Source organism: Pseudomonas sp. FG6 (genome assembly GCF_057809015.1).
In genome coordinates, this window is the sequence record NZ_JBMDJD010000026.1 from 21,705 (window position 1) to 39,019 (window position 17,315).

General features: G+C 65.0%; 18 protein-coding genes. All 18 read right to left on the reverse strand.

Annotated elements, in window-relative coordinates; translation table 11 throughout:
* Nucleotides 1-36 precede the first annotated feature (36 nt).
* Nucleotides 37-738, reverse strand: coding sequence for a 7-cyano-7-deazaguanine synthase QueC (queC, locus tag ACODSJ_RS17385; protein WP_489102949.1), 702 nt, complete (start codon nucleotides 736-738; stop codon nucleotides 37-39).
* A 156-nt stretch (nucleotides 739-894) separates the two neighbouring features.
* On the reverse strand, nucleotides 895-2,121 hold the full coding sequence (locus ACODSJ_RS17390) for a beta-ketoacyl-ACP synthase (protein ID WP_489102901.1): 1,227 nt from the start codon (nucleotides 2,119-2,121) through the stop codon (nucleotides 895-897).
* Entirely contained in the window at nucleotides 2,121-2,849 is a 729-nt protein-coding gene (gene fabG / locus ACODSJ_RS17395) for a 3-oxoacyl-ACP reductase FabG (protein ID WP_489102902.1), read from the reverse strand. Before fabG ends, ACODSJ_RS17390 begins: the two co-directional genes overlap by 1 nt.
* Nucleotides 2,846-3,313, reverse strand: a complete 468-nt coding sequence (locus ACODSJ_RS17400) for a hotdog family protein (protein ID WP_489102903.1) — start codon at nucleotides 3,311-3,313, stop codon at nucleotides 2,846-2,848. The genes fabG and ACODSJ_RS17400 overlap by 4 nt, the downstream gene beginning before the upstream one ends.
* The gene (locus ACODSJ_RS17405; protein WP_489102904.1) at nucleotides 3,310-4,506 is read right to left on the reverse strand and encodes a beta-ketoacyl-[acyl-carrier-protein] synthase family protein; all 1,197 of its coding nucleotides are present in this window, start codon (nucleotides 4,504-4,506) and stop codon (nucleotides 3,310-3,312) included. Before ACODSJ_RS17405 ends, ACODSJ_RS17400 begins: the two co-directional genes overlap by 4 nt.
* Nucleotides 4,503-4,985 carry a DUF3261 domain-containing protein gene (locus tag ACODSJ_RS17410; protein WP_489102905.1) on the reverse strand — a complete coding sequence of 161 codons (483 nt, stop codon included), beginning with the start codon at nucleotides 4,983-4,985 and terminating at the stop codon, nucleotides 4,503-4,505. The genes ACODSJ_RS17405 and ACODSJ_RS17410 overlap by 4 nt, the downstream gene beginning before the upstream one ends.
* Complete coding sequence (locus ACODSJ_RS17415; protein WP_489102906.1) at nucleotides 4,982-5,722, reverse strand: class I SAM-dependent methyltransferase; 741 nt, start codon at nucleotides 5,720-5,722, stop codon at nucleotides 4,982-4,984. The genes ACODSJ_RS17410 and ACODSJ_RS17415 overlap by 4 nt, the downstream gene beginning before the upstream one ends.
* Before the next feature lie 10 nt (nucleotides 5,723-5,732).
* Nucleotides 5,733-6,980 (reverse strand): NAD(P)/FAD-dependent oxidoreductase, encoded by a 1,248-nt coding sequence (locus ACODSJ_RS17420; protein WP_489102907.1) that lies wholly within the window; start codon nucleotides 6,978-6,980, stop codon nucleotides 5,733-5,735.
* Nucleotides 6,967-8,124, reverse strand: a complete 1,158-nt coding sequence (locus ACODSJ_RS17425) for a cation:proton antiporter (protein WP_489102908.1) — start codon at nucleotides 8,122-8,124, stop codon at nucleotides 6,967-6,969. The genes ACODSJ_RS17420 and ACODSJ_RS17425 overlap by 14 nt, the downstream gene beginning before the upstream one ends.
* A complete protein-coding gene (locus ACODSJ_RS17430) occupies nucleotides 8,118-10,460 on the reverse strand; it encodes an MMPL family transporter (RefSeq protein WP_489102909.1) in 2,343 nt (780 codons plus the stop codon). Before ACODSJ_RS17430 ends, ACODSJ_RS17425 begins: the two co-directional genes overlap by 7 nt.
* Nucleotides 10,444-11,037: an outer membrane lipoprotein carrier protein LolA gene (locus ACODSJ_RS17435; RefSeq protein ID WP_489102910.1), complete on the reverse strand. Its 594-nt coding sequence runs from the start codon at nucleotides 11,035-11,037 to the stop codon at nucleotides 10,444-10,446. The genes ACODSJ_RS17430 and ACODSJ_RS17435 overlap by 17 nt, the downstream gene beginning before the upstream one ends.
* Nucleotides 11,034-11,459, reverse strand: coding sequence for an acyl-CoA thioesterase (locus ACODSJ_RS17440; protein WP_489102911.1), 426 nt, complete (start codon nucleotides 11,457-11,459; stop codon nucleotides 11,034-11,036). The genes ACODSJ_RS17435 and ACODSJ_RS17440 overlap by 4 nt, the downstream gene beginning before the upstream one ends.
* Entirely contained in the window at nucleotides 11,452-12,996 is a 1,545-nt protein-coding gene (locus ACODSJ_RS17445; RefSeq protein ID WP_489102912.1) for an HAL/PAL/TAL family ammonia-lyase, read from the reverse strand. Before ACODSJ_RS17445 ends, ACODSJ_RS17440 begins: the two co-directional genes overlap by 8 nt.
* Nucleotides 12,977-13,921 carry a lysophospholipid acyltransferase family protein gene (locus ACODSJ_RS17450; RefSeq protein ID WP_489102913.1) on the reverse strand — a complete coding sequence of 315 codons (945 nt, stop codon included), beginning with the start codon at nucleotides 13,919-13,921 and terminating at the stop codon, nucleotides 12,977-12,979. Before ACODSJ_RS17450 ends, ACODSJ_RS17445 begins: the two co-directional genes overlap by 20 nt.
* Nucleotides 13,918-14,652: a glycosyltransferase family 2 protein gene (locus tag ACODSJ_RS17455; protein WP_489102914.1), complete on the reverse strand. Its 735-nt coding sequence runs from the start codon at nucleotides 14,650-14,652 to the stop codon at nucleotides 13,918-13,920. Before ACODSJ_RS17455 ends, ACODSJ_RS17450 begins: the two co-directional genes overlap by 4 nt.
* A 188-nt stretch (nucleotides 14,653-14,840) precedes the next feature.
* Nucleotides 14,841-16,520 carry an ApeI family dehydratase gene (locus ACODSJ_RS17460; RefSeq protein WP_489102915.1) on the reverse strand — a complete coding sequence of 560 codons (1,680 nt, stop codon included), beginning with the start codon at nucleotides 16,518-16,520 and terminating at the stop codon, nucleotides 14,841-14,843.
* A complete protein-coding gene (locus tag ACODSJ_RS17465; RefSeq protein WP_489102916.1) occupies nucleotides 16,517-17,062 on the reverse strand; it encodes a COG4648 family protein in 546 nt (181 codons plus the stop codon). The genes ACODSJ_RS17460 and ACODSJ_RS17465 overlap by 4 nt, the downstream gene beginning before the upstream one ends.
* On the reverse strand, nucleotides 17,059-17,313 hold the full coding sequence (locus ACODSJ_RS17470) for an acyl carrier protein (RefSeq protein ID WP_030140951.1): 255 nt from the start codon (nucleotides 17,311-17,313) through the stop codon (nucleotides 17,059-17,061). The genes ACODSJ_RS17465 and ACODSJ_RS17470 overlap by 4 nt, the downstream gene beginning before the upstream one ends.
* Nucleotides 17,314-17,315: the final 2 nt, after the last annotated feature.

The window sequence follows — 17,315 nt, forward strand, 5'->3', positions numbered from 1 at the left end:
AGTGAGCTGTTTAACGGCAGCTCACTCGGTTAGAGATTATTTTGAAATTCCTAGTTTTGTTTTTAAGCTGGCCGTAATGTGGTCTTTGTTATCCAGGAACTCCTTCAGCCCCTTTGCGCGAAGATGACAGGCTGCACAATCCGAACAGCCACCGCCTTTCACTCCGTTATAACAAGTCAGCGTGTCCTGGCGAACCAAATCCAGCTGATGGTGGTAGTCCGCCAACGCCCAGGTTTGCGCCTTGTTCAACCACATGAGCGGCGTTTCTATACGCAGCTTGTAATCCATGCCCAATTCAACGGCGTTGTTCATTGCTTTGACAAAGTTGTCACGACAGTCGGGGTAGCCAGAGAAGTCCGTTTCACAAACACCGGTAATCACCGCCTCCGCCCCGACTTGATAGGCATAAATGGAAGCCAGGATCAAAAACAGAATATTCCTGCCCGGTACGAAAGTATTGGGCAGGCCCGGTGCCCCGCTGTTTGCACTGGGCACCGGTATGTTGTCGCGTGTCAGGCTGCTGATCGCCAGTTCGCTGAGCACGGTGACGTCCAGTATTTTATGGGCGGTCACCCCCAGCTTTTTGGCGAGTTGCTGTGCTACTTCGATCTCGGCGCGATGGCGCTGGCCATAATCGAAGGTGATGCAGTGTATTTCGTCATAGTTCGGCAGCGCGTGGATCAGACAGGTGGTGGAGTCCTGGCCGCCGCTGAAAACGATCACGGCTTTGTTGGTCACTTCCTTCATCCTTGGAATTCCCGACTTTGTGGTTGGAAGGGTGACCCTAGCGCGTAGTTCAAGCTATTTGGTGTGGGAAGTTTCGGAAATGAGGTGTTCCGCTTTCCGAGTTTTTACAGGCCTACCGCTATCGCGAGCAGGCTCTGTTCCCCAGGTTCAACGCCAGCGCCTGAAGATCAACGAGGTGTTCACGCCGCCAAAGGCGAAGTTGTTGTTCATCACGTATTCGTTGCTCATCGAGCGGAATTCGTTGCGCAGGTAATCGAGCTTGCCGCACTGCGGATCGACTTCGTCGAGGTTGAAGGTGTGCACGTACCGGTCGCTGTTCATCATTTCGATGCTGAACCAGGACTCCAGGGCCCCGCAGGCGCCGAGGGTGTGGCCGAGGAAGCTTTTCTGCGAGCTGATGGGCATGTGTTCGCCGAACAGGCTGCTGGTGGCTAGGGTTTCGGCGATGTCGCCCTGTTCGGTGGCGGTGCCGTGGCCGTTGACGTAGCCGATGGCCGAGGGACTGAGGCCGGCGTCTTCCAGGGCCAGTTCCATGGCTCGGCGCATGGTGACCAGTTCCGGGCGGGTGGCGTGCTGGCCGTCGGCGTTGCTGCCAAAGCCGACGATCTCGGCATGGATCCGCGCACCGCGCGCCAGGGCATGTTCCAGCTCTTCGAGGACCAGTATGCCGGCGCCTTCACCGATCACCAGGCCATCGCGGTCTTTGTCGTAGGGACGCGGGCTGGTGTGCGGCGCATCGTTTTTCAGGCTGGTGGCGTAGAGCGCGTCGAAGACCATGGCTTCGGTCGGGCACAGTTCTTCCGCCCCGCCGGCCAGCATCATGGGCAAGCGGCCGAACTTGATCGCCTCGTAGGCGTAGCCGATGCCGTGGCTGCCGCTGGTGCAGGCGCTGGATGTCGGGATCAGTCGCCCGGTCAGCCCGAAGAAGATGCTGATGTTGGCGGCGGTGGTGTGGGGCATCATCCGCACGTAGGAGTTGGCGTTCAGCCCTTCGGCGACGCTGTTGAGCAGCATGTTGCCGAAGGCCTTGATCTCGTCGGTGCTGCCGGTGGACGAACCGCAGGACACGCCCATGCGCCCGTCCTTGATCGACGCGTCGCCCAGCAGGCCGGCGTCGGCCAGGGCTCGTTCCGCCGCGCTCACCGACAGGCGCGAGACCCGGCCCATGCTGCGCAGTTGCTTGCGCGTCCAGTGCGCCGGGACCTGGAAGTCATCGATGGGCCCGGCCAGGCGGGTGTTCAACTCGCTAAAGCGATCCCACTCATCCATGCGCCGGATGCCGCTGCGGTTGGCCGCGAAGTTGGCGGCAATGGTCGGCCAGTCGCTGCCCACGGACGTGATGCCGGCCATGCCGGTGACGACGACGCGTTTCATCAGCACAAGCCTCCGTTGACGGCCAGCACCTGCCGGGTGATGTAGCCGGCTTCGGCGGACATGAGGAAGTTCACCGCGCCGGCGACTTCTTCCGGAGTGCCCATGCGCTGGGCGGGGATCATTTTCATCAATTCTTCCACGGGTACGTTTTCGTCGAGCATGGCGGTGTCGATCAGCCCCGGCGCGACACAGTTGACTGTGATCTTGCGCTTGCCCAGCTCGATTGCCAACGCCTTGGCCGCGCCGATCAGCCCGGCCTTCGAGGCGCTGTAGTTGACCTGGCCACGGTTGCCGATCAGCCCGGAAACCGAGGTGATGCAAACGATCCGCCCGGCGGCGCGACGACGGATCATCGGCATCATCACCGGGTGCAGCACGTTGTAGAAACCGTCGAGGTTGGTGCGCATCACGCTGTCCCAATCGTCCTCGCTCAAGGCCGGGAAGGCGCCGTCACGGGTCAGGCCGGCGTTGAGCACTACGCCGTAATAGGCCCCGTGGGTTTCGACATCGGCCTCGAGAATGGCTTTGCAGGCGGCGCGGTCGGACACGTCGAATTGCAGCACCCGGGCGTTGCGGCCCAGGGCCTGGATTTCGGCCTGGATGGCCTCGGCCTCGGTGCGACCGCTGCGGCAGTGCAGCACGATGTCGTGCCCGGCCTGGGCCAGGCGCAGGGCGATGGCGCGGCCGATGCCACGGCTGGAGCCGGTGACCAGTACGGATTCAGTCATGGCAGGTTTCCTGTTGCGGACGGTTCATGAAGGTATTGGGCAGCCTGGGGCGGACGGAACACGTTCAGCCGGGCCGAGGCATGGATGCCGGGCGCGTGGATATGGCACTCGAACACGCCCATGCCGTTGTCGTCTTCCAGGGAGCGCACCCCGTGAATGGTCAACTCGGCGCCGGCCGGGAAGGCTTCGACGTTGCATTCGAACTTGCGGGTACCAAGCAGAAAGCCCAGCTCCACGGCATCGCCGCGCTGGCGGGCATGGCAACCGGCGAACGCCGCGACGCTCTGGGCCATCAGTTCGATGCCGACCCAGGCCGGCAGGCTGCCGTCGTCGAGGTTGAACAGGCCACCGGGCTTGACGGTGGCGTGGGTGTGGATCTGTTCGTCATCGAAAGACAGGATCCGGTCGATGAGGATCATGTCGCCGGCGTGCGGCAGCAGTTCGGCGAGCGGCCAGTCAATCATGGGGCGTCTCCGATAATCAGGCTGACGTTGTTGCCCCCGAAGGCAAACGAGTTGCTCATCAGGCGGCGAGGTGAGGTCGGGTTCAAGCGGGTGTTGGCGTCTACCCAGTCCAGCGCCGGCAGCGCGGGGTCGGCCTGGCCGTCCCAGACATGGGGCGGCAAGGCTTGGGCGCTGTTTTCAGCACTCAGGCTCAACCAGCAGAACGCTGCTTCCAGGGCGCCGGCTGCACCGAGGGTGTGGCCGGTCATGGGCTTGGTGGACGAGCAGGGCACCCCTGCCGGAAACAACCCGGCCACCGCCAGGCTTTCCATGGCGTCGTTGTGTTGAGTGGCGGTGCCGTGCAGGTTTACGTAGTCGATCTGCTCCGGCGCAAGACCTGCGCAGCGCAGGGCCTTTTCCATCGCCTGGCGAGCGCCGCGACCGTTGGGTTCGGGCGCGGAAATATGGTGGGCGTCGGAACTGGCGCCGTCACCGAGCAAGGCAATCGGAGCCCCATCGCCCGGCGTCTTGCTCATGAGAAACAGCACCGCCGCTTCGCCGATGTTGATGCCGCTGCGGTTCACCGAAAACGGATTGCAGCGCTCGCTCGACACGGCTTCCAGTGCTGAAAAACCGTTGAGGGTCAGCTTGCACAGGCTGTCCACACCGCCGCAAAGCACCGCGTCGCACAGGCCCAGGTCGAGCAGGCGACGGGCGCTCATCAGGGCGCGGGCGCTGGAGGTGCAGGCGGTGGAGATCACGTAGGACGGACCGCTCAAGCCCAGCCAGTCGCAGAGAAAATTCGCCGGCGCGCTGAGCTCCTGTTGCTGGTAGTCGTAACCTTCCGGAAAGTGTTGCTCGCGCAGGTAGTGAGCGATGCCGTCGCTGGCCTCATCGATGCCTGAGGTACTGGTGCCCAGGACGATGCCGATGCGGCTGCGACCGTAGGCCTGGATGGCCTGGTCGATGTCGGCACGAATCTGCAGCGCCGCTTCCAGCAGCAACTGGTTGTTGCGGCTGCGCTGCGGGGCCAGGGCCGGGGGGATGGGCGCCAGTTCGCCCGACACCGCCGCGACCGGCAATGCGCGTTCGGCCACCCAGCCTTCCACGGGGCGCACGCCCGAGCAATCGCCGGCAAACAGGTTGCGCGCCACGCTGTGTTTGTCGCGGCCCAGGGCGCAGATCAATCCAAGGGCGTTCAAATAGGCGGTCATGGGGCGTTCTCGGTCAACGGTGTGATGCGATAGCGCGGGCCTTGGGGCAGGCTCATTTCGAATTTCAGTGGCTGCGTGTAGCGCACCTGCCAACGACCGTCGAGGCTCCGTTGCCCTGCCTGCTGCCGGGCGGCCGGGTAGTTGCCCGGCAGTTCGGTTTCGGGTGTAAGGGCGAACAGCAGCGCGGCGAACAGCTCGCGGGCTTCGGCGTTGGGCGGCAACAGGCCGTCGGCTTGCCACTGGCCATCGACCAGGCGCTGACGGGCCACGGGAATGCCCAGCGGGTCCATCATCGACCAGCGGATGCCCGTGCTTTCGCGTTGGATCACCAGCAGCCAGTCCTGGCGTTGGCCGGCCAGTGTCCGCTCGATGTGCAGTTGCAGGGGCAAGGTCAGGGTCGGCGTGCGCTCGGGCAACGGCGCATGACTGGCGCAGGCACTGAGCAGCAACAGGCAGCCGATCAACAGGGCACGGATCATTCGGCGACCTCTTCAAGTGCCTGTTCGAGGGGCTTGCGCGCCACCACGTTGACCAAGGTTTCCTCGCGCTCGCCAAACGGCTTGGGGCGACGCAGGCCAAAGCGTTCCAGCAGGCCGAAGTCCTTGGCGCGGCTCCACCACAGGTAGGGGTAGGACACGTTGTGGGCGTCGAACTGGAAACCCTGCCCACGGATCATCTCCAGGTACTGTGCGGCGCTTTTCTGCACGTGCATGGGATGACGGAATAGCCAGCGGATCACCCAGGTGTCAATGTAGGCCTCGGTGGACTCGGCGAACATCAGGTAGCCGCCGGGCTTGAGCACGCGATAGAACTCGGCGAGGGCTCTATCCTGTTCCACCAGGTGATGGAAGGTCTGGTGGCAGAACAACAGGTCGACGCTGGCATCGGGCACGGCCAATGTCGCGCAATCGCTGCCGATCAACTCCACGGTCATGTCCTGGCGCGCGGCTTCTTCCCGGCTCAGGTCCAGGCTGTGGGGGTCGGCATCCACGCCGATCAGGCGTTGCGGTGCAAACACCTGGCGCAGGTACTGGAACGACTTGCCCTGGCCGCAGCCGGCGTCGAGCAGCACCGGGTGGGCCGGCAGCGGCGCGTCGAACAGGCTGCGCAGGTCGTTGATCGCCACCCGCAATACGTGGTGCTGCCAGGTGTGGCTGCGCAAGAACCAGAAGCCGAAACGGGTCTCTTCGACGTAGCTGTCGCTCAGGTAGCTCATGGTCGTTTACTCATGGCGTCGGGCTCGCGCAGATTTCCGAGAGCATGCGCAGGCGTCGCTTGGGTTCGCTGACAAACGGATTGAGCGAGTCCCAGGCATAGCCGGCGAGGATCGAACTGATCATGCGGCGGATGTCGGCCGAGCCTTCGGTGTAATAGATCACGTCCTGGAAAGTACCGGCGTACCAACCCTCGACGTAGCAGCGGAACGTGTCGACGCCGCGCTTGAGCGGCTCGGCGAACTCGCTCTCCCAATCCACGCTTTCGCCTTGCAACTGCCGATGCAACACGCCAGCGGCCATGCTCGCCGAGCGCATGGCGATGGTCACGCCGGAAGAGAACACCGGGTCGAGGAATTCAGCAGCGTTGCCCAGCAGGGCGAAGCCGGGGCCGTGCAGGGCCTTGACGTTGGCCGAGTAGCCGCCGATGGCGCGCGCCGGGGTGTCCCATCGCGCGTTTTGCAGCACGGTGGCCAGGCTCGGGGTTTCGTCGATGAAGCCGCGCAGGCAGGCGTCGAGGTCGTCGGTACGGCCAGCGAAATGTTCGGCGGCGGCCACCACCCCCACCGAGCAGCGCCCGTGGCTGAACGGGATGGTCCAGAACCATATGTCGCGTTTACTTGGATGGGTGGTGATCAGGATCTTTTCCCGATCGAACCCCGGGGCATCGATGCGATCCTCGACGTGGGTGAACACGGCCTGGCGCACCGGGAAACTCGACGGTGCCTCAAGGTCCAGCAGGCGTGGCAAGACCCGGCCGTAACCGCTGGCATCGAGCACGAACTGGGCTTCGATGCGGTACTCGCTGCCGTCTTCGCGCTGCACGCCCAGTTGGGGTTGGGCGAGGCTGAAGTCGGCGCTGGTAATCGCTTGGCCGTAACGGATTTCCACGCCTTGCAGCGCGGCCTGGTCGGCCAGCAATTTGTCGAAGTCGGCCCGTTGCACCTGGAAGGTGGTGGGTTTGCCGGCGCTGAAGGTGTCGCCGAAATCGAACGCGCTGTAGCGCTCGCCCCAGGCAAACGCGGCGCCGTTCTTGCGCTGGAATCCGGCGGCATTCACCGCATCGAGCATGCCGGCTTCTTCGACAAAGTCCAGGCAATGGGACAGCAGGCTTTCACCGATGGAAAACCGCGGGAAATGTTGACGCTCGATCACCAGCACGTCATGCCCCTTGCGCTTGAGCAGCGCGGCGGCGATAGCCCCGGAAGGGCCCGCACCAATGACGACGACCTGGCGACATTCCATTTCAATGCTTGGCACTTGAGCTCCTGGCCGGGACGGCAATCGAGGGGATACGGTGCAAACCGGCCAGGGCCGGCAACAAGGTGGCGATCAGGCCCATCAGCATCAGCACGAAGTACAGCGCCGCACTGATGAGCTGTTGTTGCAACAGCAGGTTGAGGAAGACGATTTCACTCAAGCCGCGAATGTTCAGCAAGACACTTTCGCGCCAGCGACTGGCGCCGGCGAACGACGCGCCGGCCCAGCCCAGGCCGAGCCAGTTGCCCAGCAGTTTGCTGGCAATGGGCAACAGCAGCAACGCCCCCAACTGAACCCAGCCCAGGCTGTCGAGGGCGCCGTGGACGTTGATCTGCACGATGCCGAACGTGAGGATCAGCGGGATCGCCAGGTAGGTCTGCAAACCCTGCATCCAGGCACCGTCGAGCGGCAGTTGCAACGGCACTTTGAGCGCGGCCATGCACAGCAGGTAGCCGATGCCGACGATCAGCGCATTGAGCCGGTAGTGCTCGGCCACCACCAGCAGGGCAAAAAACACACCGCTGTAGAGCAACGGCTGGCGCAGGCCAACCAGGCGCAACAGCAGCGGCGCCGCTGCGCAGGCCAAGGGCAGCAACAGGCTGGACAGGTGCAGGCTGCCTTGGGCCAGGCCGAACAGGCTCCAGCAGGCCAGGTCGATCAGGATTGCGGTTTGCACCAGCCGCCGGGTGGCAGTGGCTGGGTAGCCGATGTGTTGCAGGTACAGGTACAAGACCGGTATCGCGGTGATGGCGAACAGCAGCCCCACCGCCAACGAGCTGATCCAAGGCTGCGCCGGCAACAGCCAGAACGCGGTGGCCAGGCCGCAGGCAAACGGAACGATGAAGCTTGGCACGGCGATCTTCACGCTCTGGCGGTCCAGGCGCAGGTCGATCACGTCGCTGAGGATGTGCCCCAGGAGTAGGGCAAATGCGAGGCTGTAGAGGTTCTTCAGCCACGTCGGCGAGACCAGTTGTGCGCCGCTGAGCTGCCAGCCCGGCTCGACCCAGAAGCTCATCAGCAACGGCAAGCCGAGCGTGGCCAGCAGCAACTGGCTGACAATCGGGATCAACCCGACGCGGCGCCCGATCAGCGTCGCGAAGGCGAACAACCCCAGGGCCATCAGCCAGAACGCCAAGGTCAGCATGGGCTCGGCTCCGCAGCGTCGGCCGCGTGGGCACCGTGCCCGGCCCAGGGCGCCAGCATGAAGCTGAACGCCAGCCCCAGGCTCACCGCCAGGCCGAAGTTACTCACTGCCGGCGTGCTGGACAACGCCAACAGGCCGAACGACAGCCAGGTGGTGAGCGCTGCCAGCAAGGTACCCAGCAGGCTCACGGCGGCGCCGCCGATCTGTTCGCGCATCAGGATCGCGTAGTCGACGCCGATGGCCGTCACCAGCAGCAGGCCGAACAGGCTGAACAGCGTGAGCGGCTGCCCCATCCAGCCGAGGCTCGCCAGGCTGCACAGCGCGGCCAGCAGCGGCAGGGCGACGATGCGCAGGGCGGCGCCGACGCCGAACGGCCAGATCAGCACCAGCACGATCAACACGCAAGAGGCCAGTTTCAGCTCCGCGGCGCTGATTTGCGTGGCGGCGAAGACCCGGTTCAGGTCCCCCAGGCGATCCACCAATTGCACGCCGGGCAGGTCCACCGCCTGTACCCGCAGCAGCGTGGAGTCGTTCAAGCCTTGGAGGCTGACCACCGCCGCGACCCCTTGCACGGTGGGGCCCAGCCAGAGCGTGCGGTACGGTTCGGCCAGGGGGCCGCTCAGCGCCGCATCGATGTCTTGCACCGGCAAGGCCTGCAATTGCGCCAGCTCCGCTTGCAACGCCGTGAGCGGCACGCCCAGGTCCAGCAGCGGTTGCCAGAAGGCCGGCAAGCGAGCCAGGGCCTCACGGACCTTCTGTTGCTCGGCGGGTGGGCTGAGCAGTTGGTTGAGCGACAGGTAGCCTTGGAGTTTTTCCAGGCCGATGAGTTGGTCCAGTCGCTCATTGAGGGCGGTCTGGCGTTCCAGCAGCTGTGCCTGGTCATCGGCGCGGATCAGGAAGAATTGGCTGGTGGGCTGGAACCCGGTGATGCGCGCGATATTGCGGGCTTCGTCAGTCAGGTGCTGGGGCGTGCCGATCCATTGGCGGATGTCGTTTTTCGTGGTCAGCTGCCAGAGGCCGCCGGCGCAGAAGGTCAACAGCAGCGCCAGCAGGATCGGCGTGCGCACCCGCGCCAGCAGTGCCTCGCGGGCCTTGAGCAAGTATTGGCACAGTCGCAGCGGCCACTGAGCCGGGCGCAGGTTCGTACCCTTGAGCAGCGCTGGCAGCAGGCAGACTGCGCTCAGGTACGCACCGGCCAGCCCGGCGGCAGAAAACACGGCGATCTGGGTCAGGGCCGGGAACGGCGTCCAGGCCAGGGCCAGGTATCCGATGCAGGTCGTCACCAGGCTCAGGCTCAGCCCTGGCAGGGTCAGGCGCAGGGCCGGCCAACTGCGCCATGGCTTGAGGCTCCAGCTCTTGGACAGGTAATGCAGCGGGTAATCCACCGCGACACCGATCAGGCTGGAACCCAGCACCAGGGTCATGACATGCATGCGTCCGAACAGCGCGACGCACGCCACCGCGCCAAACAACATGCCCACCAGCACCGGCACGAACGCCAGCCACACCCGCAGGCGTCGGAAGGCCAGCAACAGCAACAGCAAGATGCCAACCGTCGCGCCGCCGCCGACCCAGGTGATCTCCCGCGAGGCCTGTTGCTGGCCGCTGGCGGCGTACAGCAAGCCGCTGGCTGCCAGCAGTTGCCCTTGGGCCTGTGCCGCTTGATCCCGGCTTTGTTGCAACAGCTCGGCCACCTGCAACGGCAGGTTCATGTCGAAGGCATTGCCACGGGAACGGGCCCGCAGCATCACCCAGCTTTTGCCATCGGCGTCGGCGACCAACGCACCGCTGCCCACGTCGAATTTGATGGCCCCGCGTTGTGGCTGGCTGTTCTGGATACGCCCGGTCAGGCCCAGCCAATCGTCCTGGCTGGGCACCAGGCTGAAGCCGCTGAACGGGTCGAACAGCGCCTGCACCCGTTGCTGGATGAACGCCTGGGGCTGGTCGATCAGTTGTTGCCGGTCCGCCGCCGAGAGCATCGCCACGCGGCCGTTGAGCAGCTGCGTGCGCAGCGCCGGCAAGTCAGCCTGCAACGTCCACTGCACCTTGTCGAACAAGCCGCTGGCCTGCCATTGCTCACCCAGGGTTTGCGCCAGGGCGATGGCTTGCTGGCGGTCGGTGTGGCCGACAAGCACCAAGACGTCGCGGTTGAGCGGTTCCTGCATGCGTTGTTCGGCGATGAGCTCCAGGGCATCGGGCGACGTGCCCGGCACCAGTTCCATGAGGTTGGCCGACAGCGGCGCACCGTTGCGCCACTGCCAACCGGCCAGCGCCAGCACCGCCAGCAGCAAGAGCAGGAACAGCCGGGGCGGCATCCGTTCACTCGGCAAAATCATGTTGCTCCGCTTCGCTCAAGGGTTGTGCGCTGGTGGCGTCCTGCATGCGCAGCACCGTGCTGTCGCCTTGGGTTTCCTGCAACTCGATGCGTTGCACCAGTTCGCCGCCGTCGATGTTGATCTGGTTGAACACCTGCTTGAGCAGCACCGAGCGCGGGGTCAGCGTCAGTTTCCATTGCTGCGGTTCGCCCGACAGGCTCAGTTCGAAATCCCGTTGCAGCCCGCTGCTGTCACCTTGCAACACCGCGAGAAACAGCCGGTTCTGTTCGGCACCGGCGCTCTTGTTCGGCAGCATCTGCCAGGCGTCGCCGTCCCGGCGGGCGATGCCTTGGCCGGTGATGCGGTAGTCCTGTTGCAGCGGTGTTTGCAGCAACCACAGCAGCCCATGGTTTTTCGCCAGCACGAAATGGCCCTTGCTGATGAGCGGCTGGGGCAGGGCGCGCAGGTGTTTTTCCTGGATGAACTGACCGTGGATCACGTCCGGGCGAGCCAGTTGGTCGCTCAGTTGTTGCAGGTCGAACGCCTGGGCCAGCGGCGCCAGGCAGCACAGCAAGAGCCAGAGAGACAGACGCTTCATGGCAGCTTCCTTTCAACGGCTTCGACAAAGACCCGTGGCGAGGCCAGCAGCATTTCGCGACTGGCGACGTCCACCGCCACCTGAACCGAACTGGCGCGGGTCAAGCGCTCGCCCGTGGCGGCGTCGCTGATCAGGTAGTTGATCTTCAGCCGGTTTTCCCACTCCACCAGGCTGGCGCGAACAGTCAGCGCCTGGCCGAACACCGCGCTGCGCACGTAGCGCAGTTGCAGGTCGATCACCGGCCACGCATGGCCGGATTCGAGCATGTCGTTGTAGTTGTGGCCGATCAGGTCGAGCAACGCGCAGCGGGCCACTTCCAGGTATTTGACGTAGTGACCGTGCCAGACCACGTTCATCGAGTCGACGTCGAAAAACGGCACCACGATGTGGGTGTCGACGTGCAAAACGCCTTGGCTACGCATGCAACCTCCAGTGTTGCTCGGCGATGCGTTGCAGGCACAGGCGCAGTTCGCCTTCCAGTGCGCGGTCTTCGATGACTGGGGCGAAATCCTCGGCCAACGCTTCATGCATGGCGGCCAGGGCCGGTGGCAGTGGCCGCGCGTCTTCGGCACGGCTGCGCAGCCACACGCCCTGGTTGGCGGCCAGCAAGGTGGCGGCGGCAACTTGTTCGGTCAGCTCCAGCACGCGGATCGCGTCCCGGGCGGCGATGGTGCCCATGCTTACCTTGTCCTGGTTGTGACACTCGGTGGAGCGCGAGAACACGCTGGCCGGCATCGTGTTTTTCAAGGCTTCGGCGGTCCAGGCGCTGGCGCCGATCTGCACGGCCTTGAAGCCATGGTTGATCATCGCTCGTTCGGCGCTGGCGCCGGAGAGGTTGCTCGGCAAGCCATGGTTGTAGCGCTCGTCCACCAGCAGCGCGAGCTGGCGGTCCAAGAGGTCGGCGACGTTGGCCACCAGGTTCTTCAGGCTGTCCATGGCGAAGGCGATGTGCCCGCCATAGAAGTGTCCGCCGTGCAGCACGCGCTCGGCTTCGGCGTCGATGATCGGGTTGTCGTTGGCGCTGTTGAGTTCGGTCTCAACGAACGAACGCAGCCAGCCGAGGCTGTCGGCCAGCACGCCGAGAACGTGGGGCGCGCAGCGCAGGGAGTAGCGATCCTGCAGGCGATGCAGCGGCGCGGTCGGCGCGTCGATCGCCAGGTCCTTGCGCAGCCATGCGGCGACTTGCATCTGCCCCGGGTGCGGCTTGGCGGCGAACAGGCGTTCGTCGAAGTGCTCCGGGTTGCCTTGCAGCGCGACGACGTTCAGCGCGGTGATGCGGGTCGCCAGTTGCAACAGGTAGTCGGCGCGGGCGAAGGCCAGGCAGGCCAGGCCGGTCATCACGGCGGTGCCGTTCATCAGCGCCAGGGCTTCCTTGGGCCGCAGCACCAGCGGGGTCCAGCCCAGTTCGAGGTGCACATCGGCGGCCAGGCGGCGCTCGCCACGGAACAGCACTTCCCGTTCGCCGGACAGGGTCGCGGCAACGTAGGACAGCGGCGTCAGGTCGCCGCTGGCGCCCACCGAACCTTCTTCCGGGATCAGCGGCAGGACGTCGTGTTCGAGAAAGGCCTGGAGGCGTTCCAGCAATTCCACACGCACCCCGGACACGCCGTGGCACAGCGACTGCAAGCGCGCCGCCAGCACGGCACGGGTGGCCTGGGCGTCCAGCAACTTGCCCAGGCCGCAGCCGTGGAAGGTGTACAGATGACGTGGCAGCGCCTCGACGTGGTGCAACGGCACGGCCACCACGCAGGAATCGCCGTAGCCAGTGGTCACGCCGTAGATCACGCCCTCCTTGTCCAGCAAGGAATCGAGGAACTGCGCACCCTTGGCGATGCGCTGGCGGAACGCCGGGTCATCCTGCAACTGTGTCGGTGCCAGACGGTTGGACAGGGCCAGCACATCTTCGATGCGCAAGGGGCGTTCGCCGAAGGTTACCGGCTCAAGAGTGGGCTTCGTCATCGGTCTTCCAGAAAGGGTAAAAGTTGAACCACTGTTGGGGGCCTTGGAGGCAGTACTGCGCCAGGCGATCGGCGTAGCGGCCGGCCCAGTGGGCGATCACTTGTTCACGCTCGTTGCGTTTCCACGTCACGGCGTCGGCGAACGGTTCGAGGGTGACGCGGTAACGTCCCTCGTGCTTGAGGCACATCAGCAGGTTGACCGGGCATTTCAGCAGGCCGGCCAGCAGCCAGGGGCCTTGGGGAAAGGCGGCCGGGTGGCCCATGAAGTCCACGGTCACGCTGCGCCCGCCGTGCAGCGGTACGCGGTCGCCGGCAATCGCCAGCCACTCGCCGCGTTCCAGGCGTTCGCTCAGTTGCAACATGATCACCGGGTCCAGCTCGCTGACCTGGATCAGCCGCAGGTGCGTGGCACCGGCTTCGCCCAGCAAGCGGTTGAACTGCTCGGCGTGCTTGGTGTGCACCAGCACGTTCATGGTCACCTTCTCGCCCAGCTCGGCCAGGGCCCGGCACATCTCCAGGTTGCCCAGGTGTGCGCCCACCAGCATTTGCCCGCGGGCGTCGCGCAGGTGATGGCGCAGCAGTGCCGTGTCGACGATTTCGATCTGTTCGATGCTCAGCTTGCCGTTCCAGACGTCGAGCTTGTCCAGCAGCGAGTCGGCAAAGGCCATGAATTGCCCGAACACCCGCCAGTGGGTCGGGCGCAGCTCGGGACGTGCGCTCCAGTCGGCCAGGCGTTGCTGGTATTGCCAGGCCGCGTGCCGTGCGCTGCGGCCGAAAATGAAGAAATACAGGACGATGCCATACAGCAGCGGGCTCAGCAGGCGCCGGCCGAGCACCTTGGCAGCGAACGCGGTGAGCTTCATCAGCCAGAAACTGCCGCGCTCCTGGCGGTCGGCCCAGTGCTGCTTGTCTGCCTGAGGGCTCATGCTCGCCACCGTCGCCAGAGAATCAGCGGCAAGCGCACCAACATGCCGAAGAACAACCGGGTGTGCATGCTGGAAATCAGCACGTTGTCGTGGAACAGGCGAAAGTGCGAGACGCCGTCCTGGGGGTAGTGAACCCGGGTGTGCAGCCAGCGCATCGACTGGTTGCGCCACGCCAGGCGCACCAGGATGTCGGAGTCGAAATCCATGCGCTTGCCGATGTTCGTCGAGTCGATCAGCGCCAGGGTCGGCGCCAGGGGGTAGACCCGAAAGCCGCACATGGAGTCGCGGATCTGCAAGGAGAGGGTGTTGATCCAGACCATGACGTGGGTCAGGTAGCGTGCGTACAGGCGGCCTTTCGGCACGCTGGCGTCGTAGTGCGGATAGCCGCAGATCACCGCGTCCGGGTGGGCGCGGGATTGCTCGATGAAGGTCTTCACATCGCCCAGATCGTGCTGGCCGTCGGCGTCCACCTGCAAGGCGTGGCTGAAACCCAGCCGCGAAGCCTCGCGCAGGCCGGTCATCACCGCGCCGCCCTTGCCTTGGTTGACCGCCAGCCGGACCAGATGCACCTGCTCGCCCTCGGCCAGTCGCTCCAGCACGGCGGCGCAGGCCGGGCTGCTGGCGTCGTCCACCAGCACGCACGGCAGGCCATTGGCGAGCAAGGCCTGGACCACGGCCGAGATGGCGGTTTCGTGGTTGTAGACGGGGATGACGGCGCAGGGGTTATGCATGTGTTCTGTTCCCCTCAGGCACTTTGTGGCAAATGAGCTGATTGTGACCAGTGAGCTTTGTGTGGCGAGGGAGCTTGCTCCCGCTGGGTTGCGCAGCAACCCCAGGATTTGTGCAACGACACAGGCAGATGGCGAGTGCTTCGCACTCGAGCGGGAGCAAGCTCCCTCGCCACAGGAGGACGGTGCTGTCAGTCATCGCTCATCTCCAACACAATCCGCCCACTGGAGCACGCCGCCGTGTCATTGCGGTACGCAAAGTACAGCTTGCCGCGCTCGCGGTCGAAGCGCAGGTGCAGTTGGACCTCATCGCCGGGGCGGATCAGTTGCTGGAATTTCAGCACTTCCATGCCGACGAACCGGGGGGGCAGGTCGAGCAGTTGCCGGCCCAGGCTCACGGCCCAGTCGACCTGCACCACGCCTGGCAGCACCGGCGCGGTGGGGAAGTGGCCGCTGAAGTACGCCAGGTCCGGGGGCACGGCCAGTTGCAGGCTCCATTCACCGTCGGTTTCGACCTGTTCCAGCACTTGCGCCGCCTTGGGGCGCGGCGCGAGCAGCAGGGCCTCGACTTCGGCCTGGGGCAGCTTGCCTTGGGCGTTGAGTGGCAGTTGCCGTAGCCAGCGCCAGCGTCGGGGCAAGGCCAGCGGCTCGCAATGCCCGCCCAGGTGTCGGCGCAGCGCCTCGGTCACGGCGCGCCGACCCAGGTTGCGCAAGGCGTGCAGGCCGGTTTCGCTCAGCACCACCAGTGCGCCGAGGGAGGCGCGATTTTCCTGCACCACCCCCAACCGCGCTTCGCTGACCCAGTCATGGCTCATCAAGGCGTGTTCGAGCATTGGCAGGGAGATGCGTTTTTCTTCAAGTTTGACGATGCGGTCCAGCCGTCCGAGCAGCTCGAAGCGCCCGTCTTCGTTGATTCGTGCCGCATCGGCGGTGTGTTCCACATGCCCGGCGGGCAAGTAGGGCGAGGCGATCAGCAAGGCGCCATCGCTGTCCTGGCTCAGCTCGACGTTGGCAAAGGGTTGCCACAGTCCGCCGCCCTGGCGCCAGGCGATGCCGCCGGTTTCCGAACTGCCGAAAATCTCCGTCGGCCATTGCCCCAGGCGTTGCTGCAAGCGCTGCGCGGCCTCGGCCGGCAAGGCGCCGCCGGAGGAGAACACCCGGCGCACGCTGCTCAAGGCGGGCCAGTCGAGGTTGTCGCCCATGCGTTTGAGCAGCGCCGGGCTGGCGACCCAGGCGAACGCCGGGTGCTCGCGGCTGGCACGTTGCAGGTCTTCGGGGAACGCCAGTTGCCGGCGCATGAACGTGCGCCCGGCGCACAGCGGCCACAGCACGCGGAACAGCAACCCATAGATATGTTGGGCGGCCACGCTGCCGAGCATGCAGGCCGGACCAAGGTCGGCGCCCCACAGTTGTTCCAGGGCGTGGACTTCGTTGCTCAACTGCCGCAGATTTTTCTCGATGCGCTTGGGCTCGCCGCTGGAGCCGGAGGTGCACAGGCTCAGCCAGCAGTGGTCGAGGTCCAGCTGGGCAGGGGCCATCGGCGTTTGTTGTACGTCGCCGGGCTGGGTGTCGCCGGGCTGGTCGGTCAGCCACAGGTCGACGTCCGCCGCCCAGCGTTGGCGGGTCTGCGCTTGCAGGTCGGCCGGGAGCAAGACGCGCACCCCGGCGCGCCAGGCACCCAGCAGGGCCACGGCCAGGTCGGCGGCGTCTTCCAGGTGCACGGCCACATGCCGCACGCCACGGGCTTGCAGGCCGGCGGCCAGGCACAGGGCCGCGTCGCGCAGTTGCGCGTGATTCAACGCCGGCTCGACCGCGACAGCGCGTTCCGGCAGGGCCTTGAGCAGTATGCGCTCAAGTGTTATCCAATTCATGGGCGGCCTCTTACCCGTTGTCGTATGAGCCATTCAATGGCAAACATCAGCCCCATCAATCCGTAGGAAATCAGGCCGGTGTACAACATCCACCAGCTCAGCGGCGCCCACAGGGTCAGGGCGGCGGCAAGCAAACCGTTGCACAGGAAAAATACGCTCCAGGCGACGGTGACCTGGCGGGTATACACCACGGCCTTGGCCGGCAACTGGGGCTCGCGCAGGCGTGCCAGGCGTTCGATCATCGGCGGGCCGTATTTCAGGCTCAAGCTGAACAGCGCGAGCATGAACGCGCTGATCAACACCGGGTACCAGCGCAACAGCAGCGGGCTGTCGAACAACGCCAGCAGCACGCAGAACATGATTGCCGTGGCGGCCATCCAGCGACCGCCGGGGCCGCCTTTCCCGAGCATTGCCCGGGCCAGCCACAGGCTACCCAGCAGCAGGCCGAACTGCCACGGGGCGAAGTGCTCCATGCCGAAATACACCGCAAAGGGGTACAGCAGGCCCGCCAGCAGCAGGCCGAGACCGATCAGCCGGGTCATGCGGCCGGTTGGACCAGACGATAGACCGCCTCGACCACGTCGTTGACGGTGCGTACCGACTTGAATTCCTCGGCGGCAATCTTCTTGCCGGTCTGGCGCTTGATGTGGTCGATCAGGTCGACGGCATCGATGCTGTCGATTTCCAGGTCCTGGTACAGGTTCGACTCCAGCGTCACACGCTCGGGGTCCAGCTCGAAAAGCTCGACCAGGGCATCGCGCAGGGTGTTGAAAATGTCGTCACGAGTTTGCATGG

What these genes read in the sequence shown, in the direction of transcription:
- ACODSJ_RS17390 (WP_489102901.1), bottom strand. Translation starts at nt 2,121, where the DNA reads ATGAAACGCGTCGTCGTCACCGGCATGGCCGGCATCACGTCCGTGGGC.
- fabG (WP_489102902.1), bottom strand. Translation starts at nt 2,849, where the DNA reads ATGACTGAATCCGTACTGGTCACCGGCTCCAGCCGTGGCATCGGCCGC.
- ACODSJ_RS17400 (WP_489102903.1), bottom strand. Translation starts at nt 3,313, where the DNA reads ATGATTGACTGGCCGCTCGCCGAACTGCTGCCGCACGCCGGCGACATG.
- ACODSJ_RS17405 (WP_489102904.1), bottom strand. Translation starts at nt 4,506, where the DNA reads ATGACCGCCTATTTGAACGCCCTTGGATTGATCTGCGCCCTGGGCCGC.
- ACODSJ_RS17410 (WP_489102905.1), bottom strand. Translation starts at nt 4,985, where the DNA reads ATGATCCGTGCCCTGTTGATCGGCTGCCTGTTGCTGCTCAGTGCCTGC.
- ACODSJ_RS17415 (WP_489102906.1), bottom strand. Translation starts at nt 5,722, where the DNA reads ATGAGCTACCTGAGCGACAGCTACGTCGAAGAGACCCGTTTCGGCTTC.
- ACODSJ_RS17425 (WP_489102908.1), bottom strand. Translation starts at nt 8,124, where the DNA reads ATGCTGACCTTGGCGTTCTGGCTGATGGCCCTGGGGTTGTTCGCCTTC.
- ACODSJ_RS17430 (WP_489102909.1), bottom strand. Translation starts at nt 10,460, where the DNA reads ATGATTTTGCCGAGTGAACGGATGCCGCCCCGGCTGTTCCTGCTCTTG.
- ACODSJ_RS17435 (WP_489102910.1), bottom strand. Translation starts at nt 11,037, where the DNA reads ATGAAGCGTCTGTCTCTCTGGCTCTTGCTGTGCTGCCTGGCGCCGCTG.
- ACODSJ_RS17440 (WP_489102911.1), bottom strand. Translation starts at nt 11,459, where the DNA reads ATGCGTAGCCAAGGCGTTTTGCACGTCGACACCCACATCGTGGTGCCG.
- ACODSJ_RS17445 (WP_489102912.1), bottom strand. Translation starts at nt 12,996, where the DNA reads ATGACGAAGCCCACTCTTGAGCCGGTAACCTTCGGCGAACGCCCCTTG.
- ACODSJ_RS17450 (WP_489102913.1), bottom strand. Translation starts at nt 13,921, where the DNA reads ATGAGCCCTCAGGCAGACAAGCAGCACTGGGCCGACCGCCAGGAGCGC.
- ACODSJ_RS17455 (WP_489102914.1), bottom strand. Translation starts at nt 14,652, where the DNA reads ATGCATAACCCCTGCGCCGTCATCCCCGTCTACAACCACGAAACCGCC.
- ACODSJ_RS17460 (WP_489102915.1), bottom strand. Translation starts at nt 16,520, where the DNA reads ATGAATTGGATAACACTTGAGCGCATACTGCTCAAGGCCCTGCCGGAA.
- ACODSJ_RS17465 (WP_489102916.1), bottom strand. Translation starts at nt 17,062, where the DNA reads ATGACCCGGCTGATCGGTCTCGGCCTGCTGCTGGCGGGCCTGCTGTAC.
- ACODSJ_RS17470 (WP_030140951.1), bottom strand. Translation starts at nt 17,313, where the DNA reads ATGCAAACTCGTGACGACATTTTCAACACCCTGCGCGATGCCCTGGTC.